The following is a 19629-nucleotide window of genomic DNA, read 5'->3' as shown; positions in this document are numbered from 1 at the left end:
AATGATTCGTGCAGCCGCACGTAACCGTAGCGGCGCGATTTATCGCGCATTTAACAGCAACGCTCGCTGTTCAACTGAGCGCAATAAATTGCGCCGCTACGATTGGTGCACACCTCATGAGTAGTGCGCATTAATGCGCACCGCCAGCGTGTTCTATGCCAGCACCGATGAAACCAGCAGCTGGGTGTACGGATGGTGCGGATCGTCGAGCACCCGGTCGGTGAGTCCGCTCTCCACCACTTTGCCCTGCTTCATCACCAGCAGGCGGTGCGCCAGCAGACGCGCGACGCCGAGATCGTGGGTGACGATAATCACCGCCAGATTCAGCTCGCGCACCAGCGTGCGCAGCAGATCCAGCAGGCGCGCCTGCACCGAGACATCCAGCCCGCCGGTCGGCTCATCCATAAACACCAGCGTCGGCTGCGTCACCAGGTTGCGCGCAATCTGCAAACGCTGCTGCATGCCGCCGGAAAAGGTGGTGGGCAGATCGTCGATGCGGTTGGCCGGGATCTCAACGTCCTGCAGCCAGCGCAGCGCCTCGTTGCGGATGTCGCCATAATGCCGCTGTCCAATCGCCATCAGGCGTTCGCCGATGTTGCCGCCCGCCGTCACCTGCGGACGCAGCCCGTCCAGCGGATGCTGATGCACCACGCCCCACTCGGTGCGCAGCAGCCGGCGACGATCGCTCTCGCTCAGCTGATACAGGTCGCGGTCGCGGTAGAGAATGTTGCCCTGCTGCGGCACCAGACGCGCCGACAGACTGCGCAGCAGCGTGGTTTTCCCCGATCCGGATTCACCGACAATCCCCAGCACCTCACCGGGATAGAGCGCAAAACTGACGTCTTCAAAACCTTTGCCCGGCGCGTAGAGGTGCGTCAGGTTATTGACCGCGAGCAGCGGCTGTTCACTGTGCATGCTGTTGTTCCTGCTGCTGGTGGCAAAAATCGGTATCGGAGCAGACAAACATGCGCGTACCGGCATCATCCATCACCACTTCGTCGAGATAGCTGTGGCGCGAACCGCACAGCGCACAGGGTTGTTCCCAGCTCTGCACGCTGAACGGGTGATCGTCAAAATCCAGACTTTCCACTTTGGTGTAGGGCGGCAGCGCATAAATGCGTTTTTCACGTCCGGCACCAAACAGCTGCAGTGCCGGCATCATGTGCATCTTCGGGTTGTCGAATTTGGGAATCGGCGACGGATCCATCACGTAGCGATCGTTGACCTTCACCGGATAGGCATAGGTGGTAGCGATATGGCCGTAGCGGGCGATATCTTCATACAGCTTGACCTGCATGATGCCGTACTCCTCCAGCGCGTGCATGGTGCGGGTTTCGGTCTCACGCGGTTCGATAAAGCGCAGCGGCTCCGGGATCGGCACCTGGAAAATCAGCACCTGATCCTCTTCAAGCGGCGTCTCCGGAATGCGGTGCCGCGTCTGGATCAGCGTGGCGTCTTTGGTGGCTTCGGTGGTTGCCGCCCCGCTGACGCGCTGGAAGAAGCGCCGGATAGAGACCGCGTTGGTGGTGTCATCCGCGCCCTGATCGATCACTTTCAGCACGTCGCTGTCGCCAATGATGCTGGCGGTGATCTGAATGCCGCCGGTGCCCCAGCCATACGGCATCGGCATTTCGCGGCCGGCAAACGGCACCTGATAGCCGGGAATCGCCACCGCTTTCAGAATGGCGCGGCGGATGGTGCGCTTGGTCTGCTCATCCAGATAGCCGTTGTTGTAGCCGGTTAATTCACTCATCATTCTGCTCCTGATGCTGTTGGCGCAGCCGCTGCAGCAGCTCCAGCTCCGCCTGAAAATCCACGTAGTGCGGCAGTTTCAGGTGCGAGACAAAGCCGGCGGCTTCGACGTTATCGGCGTGCGACAGCACGAACTCTTCGTCCTGCGCCGGCCCGGCAATGCGCTCCTGATACTCGGGTGCCTGCAGCGCACGGTCCACCAGCGCCATCGCCATCGCCTTACGCTCTGCGCGTCCGAACACCAGACCATAGCCGCGGGTAAAGTGCGGCGCGCTGTCGCCCTGAGTGGTGAAGCCGTTGACCATTTCGCATTCGGTCAGCAGGATCTCGCCAATTTCAATCTCAAAACCCAGCTCTTCGGGGCAGATCGACACACTGAGATAGCCGGTGCGGATTTCACCGGCAAACGGATGGTTGCGGCCATAGCCGCGCTGGGTCGAATAGCCAAGCGCCAGCAGAAACCCCTCGTCGCCGCGCACCAGCTGCTGTAAGCGGGCGGCGCGTGACGCCGGATAACCGGGCGGCTGGCGCGTAATGTCACACGGCTCGCTGCCATCATCCTCTTCACGCGCAGCCAGCCCTTCACGCGTCATCATGCTGAACACATGCGGGCAACGCTGCGCCAGCGCCTGATCGTCACGCGCGGCGGACGGCGTTTCGCCGTTGGCCAGCAGGGTAAAATCCAGCAGGCGGTGGCTGTAGTCATAGGTCGGGCCCAGCACCTGGCCACCGGGCAGATCTTTGTAAACCGCCGAGATGCGGCGCTCGATGCGCATTTCCGCGGTTTCCAGCGCCAGGCTGTCCGCGAGGCGCGGCAGCGTGGTGCGGTAGGCGCGCAGCAGGAAAATCGCCTCGACCAAATCACCACTGGCCTGTTTGATAGCTAAGGCCGCCAGCTGTGTATCAAAGATGCCGCCTTCGGTCATCACCCGGTCCACCGCCAGCCCCAGCTGTTGCGCCACCTGATCGCAGCCCAGCTCCGCGACGCTGCGATCGCCACGGCGCAGATCGGCCTGCAGCTGATGGGCGCTGGCAATCGCCTTTTCGCCCCCTTTCACGGCTACATACATCAGCACACCTCCACGTCGGTGGTGCGTGGCAGCGCCATCATCGCTTCACCGCAGGTGAAAATCAGATCCACCCCCTGCGGGAACGGATGCGGGCGCTCACGCAGATAGGTCAGAATGGCGGCCGGCAGCTGCGGCGCGATGGCGCGCGGCTCACGCAGGCCGGGCCCGGAGAGGCGCAGCGTCAGCCCGCCGTTGAGCGACGGCACTTCGACAATCAGCGTGGTGCTCTTCTCAGGGGACAGATTGTCACCGGCGGCGAAGCAGGCGGGATCGGGATTGGCCGCCGCGTGGGTCAGCGCAAACGGGGCATCGCGCTCATCGACAATCGGTACGCCGGTGTGAAAGCGCAGGTTGCTGCGCACGATATCGCTGTCCACTCGGCGATCCAGCCACAGCGCGCTCTCCTGATCGACCAGCGTCAGCAGCACCGCCGTTGCGGCCGGGGAGAGATCGCCCCAGCCCTGCGCCAGCGGCAGCGAGACCATCACGCCGGGCTCGCTCATCGCTTTGAGAATGCGGCGGAAGGCGCGCTGGGCGTCGGCAACCGGATGGTTAAAACTTGCCAGTAATGTCATTCGTTATCTCCGCGAACCAGCGTAAAGAAATCCACTTTGGAGCTGGCGATCTCCCGCGCGCGCAGCTGGCGCTGCTCTTCACGCAGTGCCGCCAGCGGCGCAATAATTTTTTCCTGCAGCAGCGCCTGGGTTTCCGGCTGTTGCAGCAGCGCATCAATCAGCGCGCAGCGTTCGGCATGCGCCTTATCGCGCCCCAGCACATAGCTAAAACCCAGCGTGCCGTCGTGCAGTCTGATCACCGCGCGGGTGACGGTGGCATCGCCCATGACGAAGCGTTTCCCGCTGCCGCCCATGCGCGCCTGCAAACGGGTTAAACCGGTTTCCGCCGGGCGCAGGCGCTCGAAGGCGGGTGTAAGCTGTAGCGACTGCCAGTGGCTGGCCAGCGCGCTGGCTTCACTGTGCGCCAGCACCGAAAGCCAGTGCTGACGGGCGGTTTGCTGTTTCATTGGTGCTCCAGGGTGAGTTCAATCATGTCGCCACGCGTCAGGCTGACGGAGTACTCCGCCACCTGACCGTCCGGCTGTGTATTCAGGGTGCGCACGCACAGCAGCGGCGCGTGCAGCGTAATCTCCAGCTGTTTGCACTCTTTGGCCTGTGCGCGGCGGGTACTGATGCGGGTCTGACGGCGGCTCAGCTGCAGGCCGAGCTGCTGCTGCATGAAGTCGTGCAGGGAACCGTGCTGGAACGTCTGCAGCGCCGGCCACCAGCGCAGGTCGGCCAGATAGTGATTGATTACGCACACCGGCACGCCGTTGACGCGCCGCAGGGTGCGTAAATGAATGACGCTGGCACCCTCGTCACTGCCCAGCGCGGCGGCCACGTCGCTGCTGGCCGGACGCAGTACCGCCAGCAGCCGTTCGCTGGTGGGATGACTGCCCTGCTCCAGCAGATTCTGGCTAAAGCGCGCCTGGGCATGCAGCGGGTAGTCGTACGGGCGCATCAGCACCAGGATGCCGACGCCATGGCGCCGCTGCAGCAGGCCTTTGTTCACCAGCTCATCCACGGCCCGGCGCAGCGTGTGGCGATTGACGGCATAGTGATCGGCCAGCTGCTGTTCTGACGGCAGATAATCGCCGCAGCGATAGCGCTCCTGCAGCGCCTGCTCCAGCTGGGCGGCAACCGCCTGATAAACAGTGGTCGGATGTCTGGATATCTCCATCACGCTCAATACCTCATTCGCTTCAGGTTGAGGGGCGCAGCGGAAGAGGCTGCGGAATGGCGACTACAGTGCGGGAGACAGATGACAGTGCCGTGACGGCTCAGTGACGTGCGGATGAATTTGCTTTAAGGCAGCAGGATGGCAGCCAGACGGCGACCAATTCAATAAAATCCACTTAACTGTTACCTTTGTGACTATGCGCAAAAAAATCGCGTGCAGTTTCACGCCTTTAACGCTTCCCTTACCAGATGCAGGCTGCGTAAATTCTGCTAATTTATTCAGTAAGCCCTGCCCGGAGCGTGAAACCTTAAAATGATAAACACCTTCAAACTTTCGCACGGTTTTCGCCGCAATTTTTTGCGCGAAGTGATCCTGCCGCTGGTGGCGATTTTGCTGCTGACTTTTCTCGGTGCCGGTTTCGGCCTGTTCTGGAGCACCTCGGCCACCAACCATGAGGCGCGCGAGCAGCAGCAGCGGATGATCGCTGCCTCGTTCAATCAGAGCCTGAGTGAACATCTGCGCCAGCTGCGCAGCCTGACGCGCTGGTCCCCGCTCGCCGATCAACTGGCGCAGCCGCAGCCGGACAGCGACTGGCTGAATCAAAACGTCGGTAGCTGGCTGTACGATATGTTTGATCATCAGCTGATTGTGCTGCTTGACCGCACCAATCAGCCGACCGCCGTGTGGCGCAACGGCCAGCCGGTGGCGGATCTGCGCATCGGGCCGTACCTGCGCGATCTGTTGCAGACGCCACTGGTGCAAAGCAGTGATGAGGTACCCGGTCCGGCCGACCGCGCGGATTTTGTGCGCATCGGCCAGCGTGCGGCAGCGCTGGCGGTGGGCGATATCAGCAGCACGCGCGAGGCCGGGCGCTACCGGCTGGTGAGTATTAAGTTTCTTGATGATGGCTATCTGCGCAACCTGTCTGAACGCAGTCAGTTGCGGCAGCTCTTCTTTAGCGATGGCGTACCGCAGAGCGACCGCAAAGCACGCTATCCGCTGACCTCGCGTCAGGGCGATATCGTCGGCTACCTCAGCTGGGATCCGGACAAGCCGGGCGCGCAGATGTTGCGTACTCTCGGTCCCTCCACGCTGATTTCGGTGCTGCTGATCACCCTGCTGTGTCTGTTTATGGTGCGGCGTATCTGGACTTCCTCGCTCGATTTATCGCAGTCGCTGCTGAAGCTCGGGGCCAGCGAGGCGCAGGCGCAGCATCTGGCGTTTCACGATGTGCTGACCGGGCTGCCGAACCGGGCGCTGGTTGAAGATCGGCTGACTCAGGCACTGGCCGCCGCGACCCGTCACGACCAGCGCGTGGCGTTGCTGCTGCTGGATCTGGATCGCTTCAAAATCATTAACGATACCTGGGGCCATCACGCTGGCGATGATCTGATTATCGAGGTGGCGCGCCGCCTGAGTCACCTGGTGCGCGCCAGCGATACCGTCGGGCGTATTGGCGGCGATGAATTTATCATCGTGATGCCGGAAGTTGAGAATATCGGTCAGGTGCAGGCGCTGGCGCAGCGCATCATCGCCGCGCTGGGCGAGCCGTATCAGCTGGTGGGCAACGAGCTGTGGGTTGGCGTCAGCATTGGCCTGGCGCTGGCACCCCGCGATGGCATTGACCGGCTGGAGCTAATGCGCAAAGCCGACATTGCGCTGTACGAGGCGAAAAATGGCGGACGCGGTCAGTATCGTCAGTTTGAAAAGGTGATGGATGAATCGCTGCGTACACGGCAGCAGATAGCGGCGGATCTGCGTCAGGCGCTGGTCACGTACGACGGTCTGGCGGTGTGGTATCAGCCGCTGATGGAGATCAGCGGCCAGCGGATTGTCGGACTGGAAGCGCTGCTGCGCTGGCATCATCCGCAGCGCGGCGATGTTTCGCCTGCGGACTTTATCGCCATCGCTGAAGAGACCGGCATGATTATTCCGCTGGGCGAATGGGTGCTGCGCGAGGCCTGCAAAACCGCCCTGAAGTTACCGCAGGTGATTGTGGCGGTGAACGTTTCACCGGTGCAGTTCCGCGCCAGCGGGTTTGTCGAACGCATGATTGAGATTGTGCAGTCGGAAGGTGCCGATCCGCAGCGGCTGGAGCTGGAAATCACCGAAGGCGTGTTGATTGAGGATGAACACGAAGCGCGCAACAGTATCATCGCGCTGCGCGACGCCGGGTTCCGTATCGCGCTGGATGATTTCGGCACCGGTTATTCGAGCCTGAATTATCTCAGCACGTTTCCGGTCGACAAGATTAAAATCGACCGGTCGTTTACCCAGTCGCTGGGCGTGGCGGAGAACTCCACCGCGATTGTCGAATCCGTGGTGCGCCTCGGCCACGCCATGGGCCTGACCGTCACCGCCGAAGGCGTCGAAACCGAGGGCCAGAAAAACGCGCTGGCCGATGCCGGGTGTAATGAGCTGCAGGGATATTTGTTCAGCCGGGCGGTGCCGTTGAGCGAGATTGAGCGGATGGTGTGAGGAGAACGGCGTTTAATTCGTTTGTTTTTGTCCTGGTGCGCATAAATGCGCACCCTACAAAACCTTGTACCGTCCTGTGGGTTTGCCATTTACGGCGACCAAACACAACCCCGCACCGTCCTGTGGGTTTGCCATTTACGGCGACCAAACACAATCCCTACCCTGTAGGGTCGCCATTTATGGCGACCTGGTAAAACCCCGCACTCATCTAAAAATAACCCATTCATCGCGCTCTGAATATCTGGAATGCAACTCCCAACGTTCCCCTCTTCTAATGGCTTTACGCAAATAAAAGGAGCACATTCTTTTTGCACAAGGAGGTCATAATGAAAAATCGCAAATATCCCCGCCTGAAGCATTATAATTATCGTTCGGCAGGCGCCTATTTTTTAACGCTGGTGTGTCATCAGCGTCGCTCCTTATTTGGCGATATACATCTTGGCATAATGATAGCCTCGCCTTTAGGGAATATCGTTATCTCCGCCTGGAACGAGGTTCCGCGCCGGACGCGTTTCGCCACGCTTGATACATTTGCGCTGATGCCCAATCACTTCCATGCCATCCTGTGGTTACAGGAACGTAATGAACGCTCCATCAATCAAATAATTAATTTGTTTAAAGGCGGCGTCACGCGCCAGGCAGGATATAAAATCTGGCAACGCAGCTTCTACGATCGCGTTATCCGCAATGAAAACGAATTACTGCATATACGGCAATATATTATAGATAATGCAAAACAGTGGGAATCAGACCGATTGTATATTTCAGGTGCGCATTAACGCGCACCCTACAGTGAAACAGTAAATATTTAGCCCGGCGTTATCCCGGGCATAAACAGGACAGCGCGCTAACCCTTGCTGTGCAGCAACTGGCTGGCGGTGTCGCTAATCACCTGCGCCATGCCGCGGTCGCCCTTCGCCATTGACGACATAAAGGCTTTGGCCTGCTTAAGCGTGATATGCGGCGGCAGCGGGGCCACTTCCGGATCGGTTTTAACCTCCAGCAACACCGGTCGGGTGGCGCTGAGCGCCTGCTGCCACGCCGCCGCCAGATCCTCCGGCCGGTCGACATAGATGCCCTGCAAACCGAGGCTGTCGGCAAAGCGCGCATACTGCACGTCCGGCAGCTGCTGCGAAGCTTCAAAGCGCGGATTGCCTTCCATTACCCGCTGTTCCCAGGTGACCTGATTGAGATCCTGATTATTGAACACGCAGACAATCAGGCGCGGATCGGCCCACTGCTGCCAGTATTTCTGAATGGTGATCAGCTCGGCCAGGTTGTTCATCTGCATCGCTCCGTCGCCCACCAGCGCCACCACTGGCTGAGTGGGAAAGGCAAATTTCGCGGCGATGGCAAACGGGACGGCGGCCCCCATGCAAGCCAGCCCACCCGACAGCGTGGCGCGCTGGCCCTGCTTCACCCGATAATCGCGCGCAAACCAGTTGGCGCAGGAGCCCGAGTCCGAGGTGACAATCGCATCTTCCGGCAGCTGCGGGGACATCTCCCACACCACACGCTGCGGATTGACCGGGTTGGCGGGCGCCATGGCGCGCTGTTCCATCAACGCCCACCAGTCGCGCACCTGCACCGCAATCTCCTCCTGCCAGTGGCGATCCGCTTTATGGGTCAGTAACGGTAACAGCGCGCGCAGGGTCTCTGCCGCGTCGCCGTGCAGGTTGACCTCGCACGGATAGCGCAGCCCCAGCATCGCCGGATCGATATCGATTTGTACCGCGCGCACTTTACCTTCCGGCGGCAGAAATTCGGTCCACGGAAAACCGCTGCCAATCATCAGTAAAGTGTCGCAGTTCTGCATCAGCTCCCACGACGGTTTGGTGCCGAGCAGGCCGATCGAACCGGTGACAAAAGGCGCATCGTCCGGCAGCACGTCTTTGCCCAGCAGCGCTTTGGCCACGCCCGCGCCGAGCACATTGGCAATCTGCACCACTTCAACCGCAGCACCGCGCGCACCAGCACCGATCAGTACCGCGACTTTTTTGCCGGCGTTAAGCACTTCTGCGGCACGGCGCAAATCCTCGTCGTAGGGCACAATCTTTGGCCGCTGATAGCCCGGCCCGGAATGGGTAAATCCGTGCGCATGCTGCGGCGGCTGCCAGTTCTCATCCTGCAGATCTTTCGGCAGGATGATCACCGCGACGCCGTTCTGCGCTTTGGCAATGCGCACGCCGCGATCGACCAGATGCTGGACCTGCGCCGGGGCTGCCGCTTCCTGCACAAAGTTCGCCACATCGGCGAAGATGCGGTCCAGATTCATCTCCTGCTGGTAGCTGGCGCCGCGCGCGGTGGTTTCCGCCTGGCCGGCAATCGCCAGCACCGGCGCGTGATCCATTTTGGCATCATACAGGCCGGTGAGCAGATGGGTGGCACCGGGGCCGCCGGTCGACAGACAGACGCCGAGCTCCCCGGTAAATTTGGCGTGACCGGCAGCCATAAAGGCCGCCATCTCTTCATGTCGCACCTGAATAAATTCGATGCCTGCACCGGCTTTATTGGCCCGCTGGATAGCGCCCAGCACGCCGTTGATGCCATCGCCCGGATAGCCATAAATGCGCGTGACGCCCCATGCCTGCAGGCGTTCAACAAAGAAATCGCTGGTTTTCTTGCTCATGACGGGCTCTCCCTTAGACGTTTGCAATAAACGTTAAGGGTAGCCGACGAAATGGAATGTGACAGATAACGCCTGTTCGGCGACGTTCGCCGCGTCTGGCTTAGAAATCACCGCCGTTACGCTTAGTTAACCCAGCGCAGGCGAGACCAGCGCAAAGGTCTGCGGCCCGTTCGGTGCCACCCGCCACGGTGTGCCGTGTACCATCGCATAAGGCGCATCGACCTGCGCCAGCCCAAGGTTGAGCAGCCACGCGCCGAGCCGGGCATCGGGCGTGTCCAGCCGGACAAACTGCTGCGTCAGATCCTGCATCAGCTGCGACACCAGCGCCTGCGCCGCCGCAACATCGTCAGCAATCACCGGGCCGATGGTCCAGCCGTGCCCAAAGCGGCGGCGACTGGCAAACCCCTGCAACCTGCCCTGTGCATCCTGCAGCACCACGCTTTGCGCCAGCAGCTGCTGGTGCAGACGCGTTCGCCGCAGCCCGTTCGCCTGATAATCCAGTGCGTCGATGGCGGCGGCATCCGCTTCAACGGCCGGCCGCAGCGTCAGGCCATCCGGTACGATTACCGCAGGCTGCTGCGCCAGCGCGCGCGTCTGGTGCTGCGCCACGCGATCGCAGGCCTTGAAGCCGAGCTTCTCATACAGCACCTGCCCCATATCGGTGGCGTGCAGCCGCACGTTGCAGCCGGAGAATTTTTCCAGCATTGCCTGCATCACCTGGCGGCCAATACCGCGTCCGCGCGCCTGTTCGCTCACAATCACCAGACCGATAGTGGCGGCGTCCGGCCCCCAGCGCCAGCCAATCGCCCCGCCGAGATAGTCGCCCTGCGCCTCAACCACCACGCCTTCACCCAGGGCGATGAGCTGCTGCCAGTCTTCACGGCGGTGCGCCCAGCCCAGTTGCTGAGTCAGGCGATAACCCGCTTCGGCGTCCGCGAGGGTCATGGCGCGCAATATCGAATTCATTCTGTTCTCCCTGAGAGGCGTTCTGCCCGCCAGCTTGCCACGTCCGTTTGCGGAAGCAAATAAAAAAGGCCCGCACCGGGCCAGAGAGGAAACTCAGATTTGGAAATCGATGGCGGGTTCGTCGTCGGTTTCGTAAGAGAGCGCCTGCCGTTTGATCTCTTCCAGTGACAGGTTAGCGTTACACAGTTCAAGGAACTGCCAGACGTAGTTGCGCTGGAGCTGGCCGCGCTTCAGTCCGAGCCACACGGTGTTGGCATCAAACAGATGGTGAGCATCGATCTTCACCAGGTCTTCGCCATCGTAAATATCGCACGCCTGATCGGCAAGGATACCGACGCCCAGCCCGAGTTCGACATAGGTTTTCACCACGTCAGAATCCTGCGCGCTGAGCACGATATCCGGGCGAAGGCCAGCAGCCTGGAATGCACGGTCCACGCGCGAGCGACCGGTGATCCCCTGACGATAGGTGATCAGCGGATGGCGGCTGAGGCTGGCGAGCGTGACCGGCTGATTCGCCAGCAGCTCGTGATCGTGCGGCACCAGCAGCGAGTGGTGCCAGCTGAACCACGGGAATGCCGCCAGGCTGGTGTTATTTACCAGTTGCTCCGAGGCGATGCCGACATCGGCCTCACCGGCCAGCAGCATGGCGACTATTTCCTGCGGTGAACCCTGATTGAGTTCCAGCCGCACGTTGGGATAGAGCTGGCGAAACGCTTTGATGACGCGCGGCAGGCTATAGCGCGCCTGGGTGTGCGTGGTGGCGATGGTCAGCACGCCGCTGGTCTCATTGGTAAACACATCCGCCAGCCGGCGCACTTTGCCGGCCTCATCAAGGATGCGTTCAGCAATGGTCAGCAGCGCTTTGCCCGGTTCGGTCATGCCTAACAGCCGCTTGCCACGACGAATGAAGATTTCCACGCCCAGTTCATCTTCCAGATCGCGAATATGCCGGCTCACCCCCGATTGCGAGGTAAACAACGTATTGGCGACTTCTGTCAGGTTGAATTCGCAACGGGCCGCTTCGCGTATAATTTTAAGTTGCTGGAAATTCACACCCTTTTCTCCTGTTTCCTGCCCCTGTTTCGTCCATGTTATGAAGTTGGTGTGATTGCAACAAATAATAAAAAACGGTGTGTTATGCGGAATAGTAATAAGCGTGAGGTTGGGGATGGGTGCGCTTTGCCGCCCTCACCCCGGCCCTCTCCCATAGGGAGAGGGAGCGGATCGCGCGAGATTGAGATGGCGTACCGGGATGGATGGCTGCGCCAGACGGTTCCCTCTCCCGCGAGCGGGAGAGGGTTAGGGTGAGGAGAAAAACCTCTCTCTATCAACCCACTAACATCAGCTCGCGCTCCTCCACCATCGGCTTATTCAGCAGCGACAGCAGGATGTTTTTTACCGCCTGCGCCGATGGCGACAGCGGCAGGCGCGCTGAGACGTTCAGCGACAGCGGCAGATTCAGCGACGGACTGTTAATGCGTGCCATCCACGCATGCGTTGAACTCACCAGCGCGCGTGCTGCCGACTCCGGCAGTACGGTAACGCCCATGCCGCTCGACACCGCCGCGGTTAAAGTTGAGATCGACTCAATTTCACCGATGATTTTCGCGCTCAGACGACGCAGCGAGAACGCTTCGTCCACGCGTTTGCGCACTGCGCTGTAGTCACGCGGCAGGAACAGGTTCATCTGCGCCACGTCAGCCAGATCCACCGTAGCACCCGGACAGGCCGTCGCCCCTACCAGATACAGCTCCTCTTTCATCAGCGGAATGCTGTTGATACCGGCAGTCGGCGCCCGATCGTACAGCACGGCCATATCCAGCTGGCCATTCATCACTTTCTCATTGAGTGAAGTGCCGCTGTTCTCGTGCAGATAAACCAGCACATCAGGATATTGCTCGCGCACCGTTTGCAGCAGCGGCATGGTGAGTGAAGAGGCCGCCGTGCCCGGCGCGAGGCCAATCGATACCTGACCATTGAGCGCCTGGCCAGCGTTGATCACCGCTGTCTGCGCCTGTTCGCACTGGCGCAGAATGGTGCGTGCGTGAGCATAAAGAATTTTACCGGCTTCGGTTGGCGTTACGCCGCGCTTGGTGCGGATCAGCAACTGCTGGTCGAGTTCGTTCTCCAGCGTCGCCACCTGTTGGCTGAGTGCAGGTTGTGCGATATGCAGGACTTCTGCTGCCTGCGTCAGGCTGCCGATATCGACGATTTTTACAAAGTATTTCAGTCGTCTTAAGTTCATATTGCCTCCGTCACGGATCCCCGAATGCCCAAATGATGAGTTCTCAGCCTGCTGGCTTGTGACAAAGAAATTGCAATATGCAGGCCAGGTTTGATCTTTACCCGGCGGGCACTGACCAGAATTTTCCTAACGAACGGGAAAATAAGCGTTTCTGATTACCCCGAATGGGTTAATAAGTGCCGCACATGACCCATAACGTTTATCCGCTGGCGATGACGCACCCTGATGGTGCAGCATTTGCGAGGCAGATGTGCAAAAAAGTGATGACTGCGCGTGCTGCTGTGGTGCAAAACGGGCAGAAAATGCACGGATTGCGGGGGCAGAAAGGAGAATAAAGAGAAATTGCGCGGTGGCTATCAGTGGGAAAACTTATTGCGTCTGACGATGCCGGCAGCCCGGCAGCGTGCAATTACCGCCTTGACCCTGCTCCTCTCCCGGAAGAGAGGAGCAGAACGGGTTAGCGTTTTTTGCGGTTGCGGTGCATATCGATTGAAACCGCTGCGACGATGATCATCCCTTTGATGATGTCCTGCACGTAGGCATCGACGCCAACAAAGGTAAAGCCACTTTTGATTAAACCGAGGATTACTGCGCCGATCAGCGTGCCGGTAATCCGCCCGACGCCGCCCATCAGGCTGCTGCCACCGATAACTGCGGCGGCGATGGCGTCGAGTTCATACGCCATGCCCATGCTCGACTGGCCGCTGCTGACGCGCGCCGCCAGCACCACCCCCGCCAGACCCGAGAGCGCCCCGGCGATGGTATACACGATGATCAGGTATTTATTAACGTTGATGCCCGATACTTTGGCGGAGGTCATGTTGCCGCCAATCGCATAGACATATTTGCCGTAGCGGGTGTGTTTGAGTGCGATGTGGAACAGGAAGGCGACCACCAGGAAGATAATCACCGGCATCGCGCCCTGGCCGATGGAGGTGAAGCCGTCCGACAGGAAGCTGATCGGGTTACCCTGAGTATAATATTGTGCCAGACCGCGCGCCGACACCATCATACCGAGCGTGGCGATAAACGGCGGAATACCGGTTTTAGTGATGAGCACGCCGTTGACCACGCCGCACAGCAGGCCGACGCCGATGCCGGCGACGATCGGGATGGCGGCAGGCAGATTGACCAGCGACGGATACATCGGCGACAGGCTGTCAGACGTCTGCGCCAGGCTGGCGGCAACCACCGCCGTCAGGGCGATAACCGAACCGGACGACAGGTCGATACCGGTAGTAATAATCACCTGGGTGACGCCGACGGCGATGATACCAATGATCGCCACCTGCAGCACAATCAGCACTAAACGGTTGGTGTTGAGCAAAAATGACTGGTCACGCACGTACCAGCCGGCTATTTCAAAAATCAGCGCAATACCTAACATCACGACAAAGATGCCGGTGTCTTTCGGCAGTTTATGGCGCAGATTGCCGAAGAAAGAACTCTGTTCGGTGGCCTGCGGGGCCGTTACTTTTACGTTACTCATAGGGGTCTCGTGCCTCACTCGGATGCCAACGACAAAATGGTTTCCTGGTCGGCCTCTTCTTTATCGAGGATGCCGGTTATACGTCCGCCGTGCATCACCATCACCCGGTCGCTCATGCCGAGAATCTCCGGCAGCTCAGAGGACACCATGATGATGGCCACGCCACGGTTAGCCAGTTCACTGATCAGGCGGTAGATTTCGGCTTTGGCGCCAACATCAATGCCGCGGGTTGGTTCATCGAGGATCAGAATCTTCGGTTGCGCCAGCAGCCAGCGCGCAATCAGCACCTTCTGCTGATTACCGCCGCTGAGGTTATTGATGATCTGATCCATGGTCGGCGTTTTAATATTGAGTTTGCGGATCTGCTCCATGCAGTCCTGCGCCATCTTCATGTGGCTAACGAAACCGCTTTTGCCGATGTAATCGGGCATATTGACGATGCTCATGTTCTCCAGCACCGATAACACCAGAAATAGCCCGGACTTTTTGCGGTCTTCGGTGAGAAACGCCATGCCCTTCTCAATCGCCGTCGACGGCGAGTCGATTTTCACCGGCACACCATCAATCAGCACTTCACCGCTGTCGAAGCTTTCCATGCCGAACAGGCTCTCCATCACCTCGCTGCGTCCGGCACCCACCAGCCCGGCCACGCCGAGGATTTCGCCTTTGCGCACGCTGAAGCTGACATCGGTAAAGCGGTCTTTGCAGGTCAGGTTGCGCACCGTCAGCACTTCTTCGCCGATGGCGCTGTTGAATTTAGGGAACAGCTGCGTCAGTTCGCGTCCCACCATCTGAGTGATCAGCGACTGACGGGTAAAGGCGGTGGTGCTGTTGCTGCCGACCCAGGTGCCGTCGCGGAAGATGCTGATCTCATCGGTGATGGCGAAAATTTCATCCATTTTATGGCTGATATAGATGATGGCTTTGCCCTGGGCACGCAGGTCGCGGATGATGGTGAACAGATGCGCCACTTCAGTTTCCGTCAGCGCCGAGGTCGGTTCATCCATAATCACGATGTCGGAGTTCCACGACACCGCTTTGGCAATTTCCACCATCTGCTGGGATGCAATGCTGAGCTCGCCGACCAGCCGATCGGCTTTCAGACGGATATTCAGCTTGTTAAGCAGTTCCTGCGTCTGCTGGTTGAGCTTGCCGTGATCGACAAAGCCGTATTTCATCGGTTCACGACCGAGCCAGATATTCTCCGCCACGGTCATGTAAGGCACCAGATTCAGCTCCTGGTGAATCATGGAAATGCCGGAACGCAGCGCGTCCATGGTGTCCTGAAACTGCACTGGCTCCCCTTTAATGCGGATAGTGCCCTTATCGGGACGATACATCCCGATAAGGCATTTCATTAAAGTGGATTTGCCCGCGCCATTTTCACCCATCAGGGCATGTACCGACCCCGGCTTAATACGCAGTGAGACATTGTCGAGTGCCTTCACTCCGGGGAAGAACTTGCTGATGCCTTCGGCTTCAAGCGCAAAAGCGGTCATACATCACCTCCGTACGGCTTAAGGGGGAGCGATTATTTCTGGTTACGGTTTTCGAACTGCGCCATGTTGTCTTTGGTGATCAGCTGGTAAGGGATGTTGATGATTTTTTCCACTTTTTCGCCGTTCGCCAGTTTCACCGCAGTCTGTACGGCACCTTCGCCCTGACCTTTCGCATCCTGGAATACGGTGGCAACCATTTTGCCATTCTTCAGCATTTGCAGCGCATCAGGCGTACCGTCCACGCCGGCAATCAGGATGTGGTTCGGGTTTTTACCCAGCGCCTGCAGCGCACCAATCGCCATTTCATCGTTGTTTGAGGCAATGGCCTGGATATCGTCACCGGCGGTCATCCAGTTGCTCACCACGTCTACCGCATCGTTACGCGTAAACTTGGCGGTTTGCTTCTGTACCACCTTAATGCCCGGATATTTGGCGACCACCGCTTCGACGCCTTTAGTACGGTCACGGGTTGATTCGTTCGCCAGGTCGCCCATCAGGATCGCCACGTTGCCTTTGCCGTTCATCGCTTTGGCCAGTGCTTCCATCTGCAGACGGCCCGCCAGTTCAGAGTCGGAGCCGACGTACGCCATCTTGTCGGTCAGCTGACCCGCCGGTTTGCGGTTGACGAATACCAGTGGAATACCGGCTTTGGTCGCGGCATCCATGATCGGCTTCACCGCGTTAGTATCGACCGGGTTAACGACGATGGCGTCGACGCCCTGGCCGATGAAGTTTTGTACCTGCTGCAGCTGCTGAGAGACGTCGCCTTTGGCATCTTCCACCTGGCCTTTCACGTTGTCTTTTTGCATCTCTTTTTGCATGGCTGTGCGCAGGATGGTGAGGAAGTTGTCATCAAACAGCGCCATAGAAACGCCCACCTGGATATCTTTTGCCATCACAGCGGCAGGTAACATGCAAGCTAACAGGGAAGTCACTAACGCTTTTTTGAATTTCATAGGTAACCCTTCTTATTTGTTAACGTGCTCAGGTTGGCTGAGTCCGCGAATGAAAAATATCTTTTACATTCACTCAACGTCGCTGGCGTTTTTTTTCTGTTCGTAGAGGTAAGGCTTCTGGTCTGACGCTATCGGTACCGTGCTGCTCCTTTTTTCAACATCTTCCTTATCAATATGTTACTTTCGCAAGAAGCATTGAGCGGACAAAACTCGTTTCCGGCGTGATGATAAGCAGTTCATTTGTTTCATCCATTCTTCTTTTGAAATTTTCATCATAAAAGCACTGAAATGATTGTTTTAAAATCGGCAAATAACAAAACTTTGACACGCATCTAACATCTCAAAGGAAATGCGTTTAAAGTGAGATCTTGCTGGCAGTTTGAAATCTGCCCATTCAAGGCAGAAAAGCAGCAATCCGCTGCTTTTACGCGCACTTAAACCAGAAGTGTGCGATCGGGCTTTGACAACGGGGAGCGGCATCGCTAATATTCGCCTCGTTCCAACGATTCCTCTGTAGTTCAGTCGGTAGAACGGCGGACTGTTAATCCGTATGTCACTGGTTCGAGTCCAGTCAGAGGAGCCAGATTTAAAGAAGCCCGCTCAGGGAAACCTGAGCGGGCTTTTTGTCTTCTGCGTCCCCCCCTTCTCCACACCACCATCCTGCCATGGCTTGCTGGCTGACCAGCGCTGTATTCGCCCTGTCCTCAGTCGCAGGCATGTGCTCCCCGGGGATGCTCCGCAAAAACTCTGTGCCGCTTACGGAATTTAATGACCATTTTTTGTTCTGGCACCAGGCAGTGATGCGGTAAAACCCGCAGCATGGGCAAATCTGCGCATTCATGTGTGTTTCAACAGGGACAAACACCAGCAAGGGAGCACTTTCTATGAGTAATGCTGTATTTCCAGCAACGGTTTTCACCACCCAGCGGCGTTTTAATGATTACTCTTCTGACGACATGCGTTATGGGGATATCCCGGAAGAGAGGCTGAAAAGAGAGTTTGGACTGGTCAACATATCGAACGTGGTGGATCCTTACACCCTGACCCGATTGACTGCCTTTGATACTCCGCAATCGAGGTTCGCAGGGGCATACAATGGCATACACCGTGGTGGCAAACTCAGCGTTGAACAATGTGCGCAACTGCTGTTTGAAGAGATGCAGGTAACCTCTCTGCCTTACTCTTTCATCGGTCCGCACAGATATCTTATCAATCAAATGCTGAGGCATTTTCAGTTTTCACGCGGTTCAGCATTCTATAACGCTCAACTTAATTTAGCGTACCGTGATAAGTTACATTCTGATTATGATGCCAGAAAAACAACGTCGATCATGCGTGAGACCATTGGGTTATTTATTGACTATAACAGCATGGGATTTCCTCAGGAAAAATTAGAGCAATTAACTTCAGCCATTAAACTGTCAATTCTACCGAAATTTGACTCGATGCTACTTGATAAAATCAATGGCATGGGGATTACTGTGCATGATGTCCATGCAACGAAAATAGAAATTATCCGTCTTAATGTTAACAACGCTGGATGGCGTGCGAGTATCAAATTTTCCGGGCAGGATCATTTTGGGCTTGACGCCCGTGATATAGGTAAGCAAAAATTCAGCCAGTTCCAGTTTTTCAAAATCTGGTTTGTCTTGCAACATTTTGACAGATTCGGCTTCCGTCCATTTCTGACTAACATGGAAGCGGTGATCGATATCGAGGGAAAGCGATGATGCGTAAGTTAGTTATTCCAGCCCTGGTGATAGCTTTATGCAGCCTCATTTATCTTTCTTTCGGAAATGATAAAGTTTCTGTTATTGATGCTCATTATGATGGCAACACAGCACAGATTATTGTTAATAATTTACCTTCCGCTGAATCCAGAAAAATTGAATGGTGGACAAATAATCGTGAAAAAATACTGGATAAATATAACATTCCATCTGGAAATAACACGCCATTCCTGATTGCTATTTATGCTTTGGGAAAAGGCTATCAAGCGCAAGGTAACGAAGACAGGCTTTGCTTCTCTGATATGAAACCGCCCAAAAATTGTATCAACAAAAATATTCTTATGATTATTTGGCGTACCCGCGAGGGCGGCGTTAAATATCAATTTTAATATCCAGCCAGATTGAAAGAAGCCCGCTCAGGGAAACCTGAGCGGGCTTTTTGTTGTGGTGAGTTTGCTGGGCGATGGAGGGTGATACGGGCCGCTAAATCAAACCCGCCGGACTGATGTCAGCCAGCCCTTTATTTTATAACGTTTTGCCCAGGCAAATGGCCTCTTCCCGGCCGCGGTAGGGTCCGTAATTTTCTCTCTGCCGGTAACCCTGCCTGATATAAAAATCCACGGCGCGCTGATTAACATGCCGGGTTTCCAGCCACAGTTCACGATATCCCAACGTTTTTGCCGCGGCTTCCAGAGCGCTGAGCAAGGAGCAGCCGATGCCCGGCAAACTGCGGTCGGAGAACATCCTTTTCAGTTCAGCGATCCCGGCAGCCACCGGCCGTAACGCGCCGCAGCCGACGGCCGTGCCCTGCGCGTCTCTCGCGATCACCCACAACGCGCCTTCACCCTGAAAGGTGTCAACGCTGGCGCGGCTGTTTCCGCCATCGCCAGTGATAGCCGCAAGCTCTGCGGAGAGTTTTTCAATCAGCCACTGTGATTCCGCCGAGCGCGGGTCTGCGTGTTCAATCTTCACCATCGTGATACCTGTATTAAAGGAGGCTGCTGTGGCGCTACCAGACTGACCTGACATCTACAATAGGTGTTGTTCGTCACCACCCGCTGCAATATCTGGCAGGCAAGTC

General features: G+C 57.5%; 19 protein-coding genes and 1 tRNA gene. 6 read left to right on the top strand and 14 right to left on the bottom strand.

Translation table 11 applies throughout. The features are described 5' to 3' along the window. Nucleotides 1–153: 153 nt before the first annotated feature. From phnK to phnF, 6 genes are read right to left on the bottom strand one after another with little or no spacing between them, the layout of a single operon-like run. A complete protein-coding gene (phnK, locus tag C1N60_RS07930; protein WP_125310059.1) occupies nt 154–915 on the bottom strand; it encodes a phosphonate C-P lyase system protein PhnK in 762 nt (253 codons plus the stop codon). Continuing rightward, nucleotides 905–1753, bottom strand: coding sequence for an alpha-D-ribose 1-methylphosphonate 5-phosphate C-P-lyase PhnJ (locus C1N60_RS07925; protein ID WP_021509799.1), 849 nt, complete (start codon nt 1751–1753; stop codon nt 905–907). Before C1N60_RS07925 ends, phnK begins: the two co-directional genes overlap by 11 nt. Then, nucleotides 1746–2822, bottom strand: coding sequence for a carbon-phosphorus lyase complex subunit PhnI (locus C1N60_RS07920; RefSeq protein ID WP_141495264.1), 1077 nt, complete (start codon nt 2820–2822; stop codon nt 1746–1748). Before C1N60_RS07920 ends, C1N60_RS07925 begins: the two co-directional genes overlap by 8 nt. After that, nucleotides 2822–3397: a phosphonate C-P lyase system protein PhnH gene (gene phnH / locus C1N60_RS07915; protein ID WP_058771117.1), complete on the bottom strand. Its 576-nt coding sequence runs from the start codon at nt 3395–3397 to the stop codon at nt 2822–2824. The genes C1N60_RS07920 and phnH overlap by 1 nt, the downstream gene beginning before the upstream one ends. Next, nucleotides 3394–3843, bottom strand: coding sequence for a phosphonate C-P lyase system protein PhnG (phnG, locus tag C1N60_RS07910; RefSeq protein ID WP_058757348.1), 450 nt, complete (start codon nt 3841–3843; stop codon nt 3394–3396). Before phnG ends, phnH begins: the two co-directional genes overlap by 4 nt. Continuing rightward, on the bottom strand, nt 3840–4556 hold the full coding sequence (phnF, locus tag C1N60_RS07905) for a phosphonate metabolism transcriptional regulator PhnF (RefSeq protein WP_088518068.1): 717 nt from the start codon (nt 4554–4556) through the stop codon (nt 3840–3842). Before phnF ends, phnG begins: the two co-directional genes overlap by 4 nt. A gap of 312 nt (nt 4557–4868) precedes the next feature. Here phnF and C1N60_RS07900 point away from each other — a divergent pair, with 312 nt between their 5' ends. Further along, a complete protein-coding gene (locus C1N60_RS07900) occupies nt 4869–7034 on the top strand; it encodes a putative bifunctional diguanylate cyclase/phosphodiesterase (protein WP_394521623.1) in 2166 nt (721 codons plus the stop codon). Between the two features lie 326 nt (nt 7035–7360). Continuing rightward, complete coding sequence (locus C1N60_RS07895) at nt 7361–7813, top strand: transposase (RefSeq protein WP_215787634.1); 453 nt, start codon at nt 7361–7363, stop codon at nt 7811–7813. A 68-nt stretch (nt 7814–7881) separates the two neighbouring features. Here the strand turns inward: C1N60_RS07895 and C1N60_RS07890 are convergent, their stop codons facing one another. From C1N60_RS07890 to nac, 4 genes are all read right to left on the bottom strand, one after another. After that, nucleotides 7882–9663: a thiamine pyrophosphate-requiring protein gene (locus C1N60_RS07890; RefSeq protein ID WP_394521622.1), complete on the bottom strand. Its 1782-nt coding sequence runs from the start codon at nt 9661–9663 to the stop codon at nt 7882–7884. Nucleotides 9664–9789: 126 nt separating this feature from the next. Further along, complete coding sequence (locus C1N60_RS07885; protein ID WP_394521621.1) at nt 9790–10629, bottom strand: GNAT family N-acetyltransferase; 840 nt, start codon at nt 10627–10629, stop codon at nt 9790–9792. 93 nt (nt 10630–10722) lie between these two features. Continuing rightward, nucleotides 10723–11682, bottom strand: coding sequence for an HTH-type transcriptional regulator Cbl (gene cbl / locus C1N60_RS07880; protein ID WP_021509789.1), 960 nt, complete (start codon nt 11680–11682; stop codon nt 10723–10725). Nucleotides 11683–11956: 274 nt separating this feature from the next. Beyond that, nucleotides 11957–12874, bottom strand: a complete 918-nt coding sequence (nac, locus tag C1N60_RS07875; protein ID WP_058757341.1) for a nitrogen assimilation transcriptional regulator NAC — start codon at nt 12872–12874, stop codon at nt 11957–11959. 185 nt (nt 12875–13059) lie between these two features. Here nac and C1N60_RS07870 point away from each other — a divergent pair, with 185 nt between their 5' ends. Continuing rightward, nucleotides 13060–13209, top strand: coding sequence for a hypothetical protein (locus tag C1N60_RS07870; RefSeq protein ID WP_155519939.1), 150 nt, complete (start codon nt 13060–13062; stop codon nt 13207–13209). Nucleotides 13210–13331: 122 nt separating this feature from the next. On the opposite strand, the gene C1N60_RS07865 is transcribed toward C1N60_RS07870, so the two are convergent. Genes C1N60_RS07865 through C1N60_RS07855 form a run of 3 tightly spaced genes read right to left on the bottom strand, consistent with a single transcriptional unit; the run spans nt 13332 to nt 16818 of the window. Further along, nucleotides 13332–14363, bottom strand: coding sequence for an ABC transporter permease (locus C1N60_RS07865; RefSeq protein ID WP_058777949.1), 1032 nt, complete (start codon nt 14361–14363; stop codon nt 13332–13334). Between the two features lie 14 nt (nt 14364–14377). Next, nucleotides 14378–15862: a sugar ABC transporter ATP-binding protein gene (locus tag C1N60_RS07860; protein WP_021509786.1), complete on the bottom strand. Its 1485-nt coding sequence runs from the start codon at nt 15860–15862 to the stop codon at nt 14378–14380. 32 nt (nt 15863–15894) lie between these two features. Next, the gene (locus tag C1N60_RS07855; protein ID WP_058757339.1) at nt 15895–16818 is read right to left on the bottom strand and encodes a sugar ABC transporter substrate-binding protein; all 924 of its coding nucleotides are present in this window, start codon (nt 16816–16818) and stop codon (nt 15895–15897) included. Between the two features lie 507 nt (nt 16819–17325). Between C1N60_RS07855 and C1N60_RS07850 the strand changes: the two genes are divergently transcribed. The 3 genes from C1N60_RS07850 (at nt 17326) to C1N60_RS07840 (ending at nt 18937) form a co-directional block, all read left to right on the top strand. Continuing rightward, a tRNA-Asn gene (locus C1N60_RS07850) sits at nt 17326–17401 on the top strand. Between the two features lie 301 nt (nt 17402–17702). Then, on the top strand, nt 17703–18548 hold the full coding sequence (locus C1N60_RS07845; RefSeq protein WP_394521620.1) for a DUF3289 family protein: 846 nt from the start codon (nt 17703–17705) through the stop codon (nt 18546–18548). Then, nucleotides 18545–18937 (top strand): DUF943 family protein, encoded by a 393-nt coding sequence (locus C1N60_RS07840; protein WP_338670984.1) that lies wholly within the window; start codon nt 18545–18547, stop codon nt 18935–18937. Before C1N60_RS07845 ends, C1N60_RS07840 begins: the two co-directional genes overlap by 4 nt. Before the next feature lie 136 nt (nt 18938–19073). On the opposite strand, the gene C1N60_RS07835 is transcribed toward C1N60_RS07840, so the two are convergent. Continuing rightward, complete coding sequence (locus C1N60_RS07835) at nt 19074–19523, bottom strand: GNAT family N-acetyltransferase (RefSeq protein ID WP_394521619.1); 450 nt, start codon at nt 19521–19523, stop codon at nt 19074–19076. Between the last annotated feature and the right edge of the window lie 106 nt (nt 19524–19629).

Source organism: Pantoea sp. SGAir0184, assembly GCF_043544755.1.
Note: the sequence above shows the minus strand (reverse complement) of the source record. Positions and strands in the feature narration are given on the sequence as shown.

Coding starts and splice junctions, on each gene's coding strand:
- phnK (WP_125310059.1), bottom strand. CDS start 915: ATGCACAGTGAACAGCCGCTGCTCGCGGTCAATAACCTGACGCACCTC.
- C1N60_RS07925 (WP_021509799.1), bottom strand. CDS start 1,753: ATGAGTGAATTAACCGGCTACAACAACGGCTATCTGGATGAGCAGACC.
- C1N60_RS07920 (WP_141495264.1), bottom strand. CDS start 2,822: ATGTATGTAGCCGTGAAAGGGGGCGAAAAGGCGATTGCCAGCGCCCAT.
- phnH (WP_058771117.1), bottom strand. CDS start 3,397: ATGACATTACTGGCAAGTTTTAACCATCCGGTTGCCGACGCCCAGCGC.
- phnG (WP_058757348.1), bottom strand. CDS start 3,843: ATGAAACAGCAAACCGCCCGTCAGCACTGGCTTTCGGTGCTGGCGCAC.
- phnF (WP_088518068.1), bottom strand. CDS start 4,556: ATGGAGATATCCAGACATCCGACCACTGTTTATCAGGCGGTTGCCGCC.
- C1N60_RS07900 (WP_394521623.1), top strand. CDS start 4,869: ATGATAAACACCTTCAAACTTTCGCACGGTTTTCGCCGCAATTTTTTG.
- C1N60_RS07895 (WP_215787634.1), top strand. CDS start 7,361: ATGAAAAATCGCAAATATCCCCGCCTGAAGCATTATAATTATCGTTCG.
- C1N60_RS07890 (WP_394521622.1), bottom strand. CDS start 9,663: ATGAGCAAGAAAACCAGCGATTTCTTTGTTGAACGCCTGCAGGCATGG.
- C1N60_RS07885 (WP_394521621.1), bottom strand. CDS start 10,629: ATGAATTCGATATTGCGCGCCATGACCCTCGCGGACGCCGAAGCGGGT.
- nac (WP_058757341.1), bottom strand. CDS start 12,874: ATGAACTTAAGACGACTGAAATACTTTGTAAAAATCGTCGATATCGGC.
- C1N60_RS07870 (WP_155519939.1), top strand. CDS start 13,060: ATGACCCATAACGTTTATCCGCTGGCGATGACGCACCCTGATGGTGCA.
- C1N60_RS07865 (WP_058777949.1), bottom strand. CDS start 14,363: ATGAGTAACGTAAAAGTAACGGCCCCGCAGGCCACCGAACAGAGTTCT.
- C1N60_RS07860 (WP_021509786.1), bottom strand. CDS start 15,862: ATGACCGCTTTTGCGCTTGAAGCCGAAGGCATCAGCAAGTTCTTCCCC.
- C1N60_RS07855 (WP_058757339.1), bottom strand. CDS start 16,818: ATGAAATTCAAAAAAGCGTTAGTGACTTCCCTGTTAGCTTGCATGTTA.
- C1N60_RS07845 (WP_394521620.1), top strand. CDS start 17,703: ATGAGTAATGCTGTATTTCCAGCAACGGTTTTCACCACCCAGCGGCGT.
- C1N60_RS07840 (WP_338670984.1), top strand. CDS start 18,545: ATGATGCGTAAGTTAGTTATTCCAGCCCTGGTGATAGCTTTATGCAGC.
- C1N60_RS07835 (WP_394521619.1), bottom strand. CDS start 19,523: ATGGTGAAGATTGAACACGCAGACCCGCGCTCGGCGGAATCACAGTGG.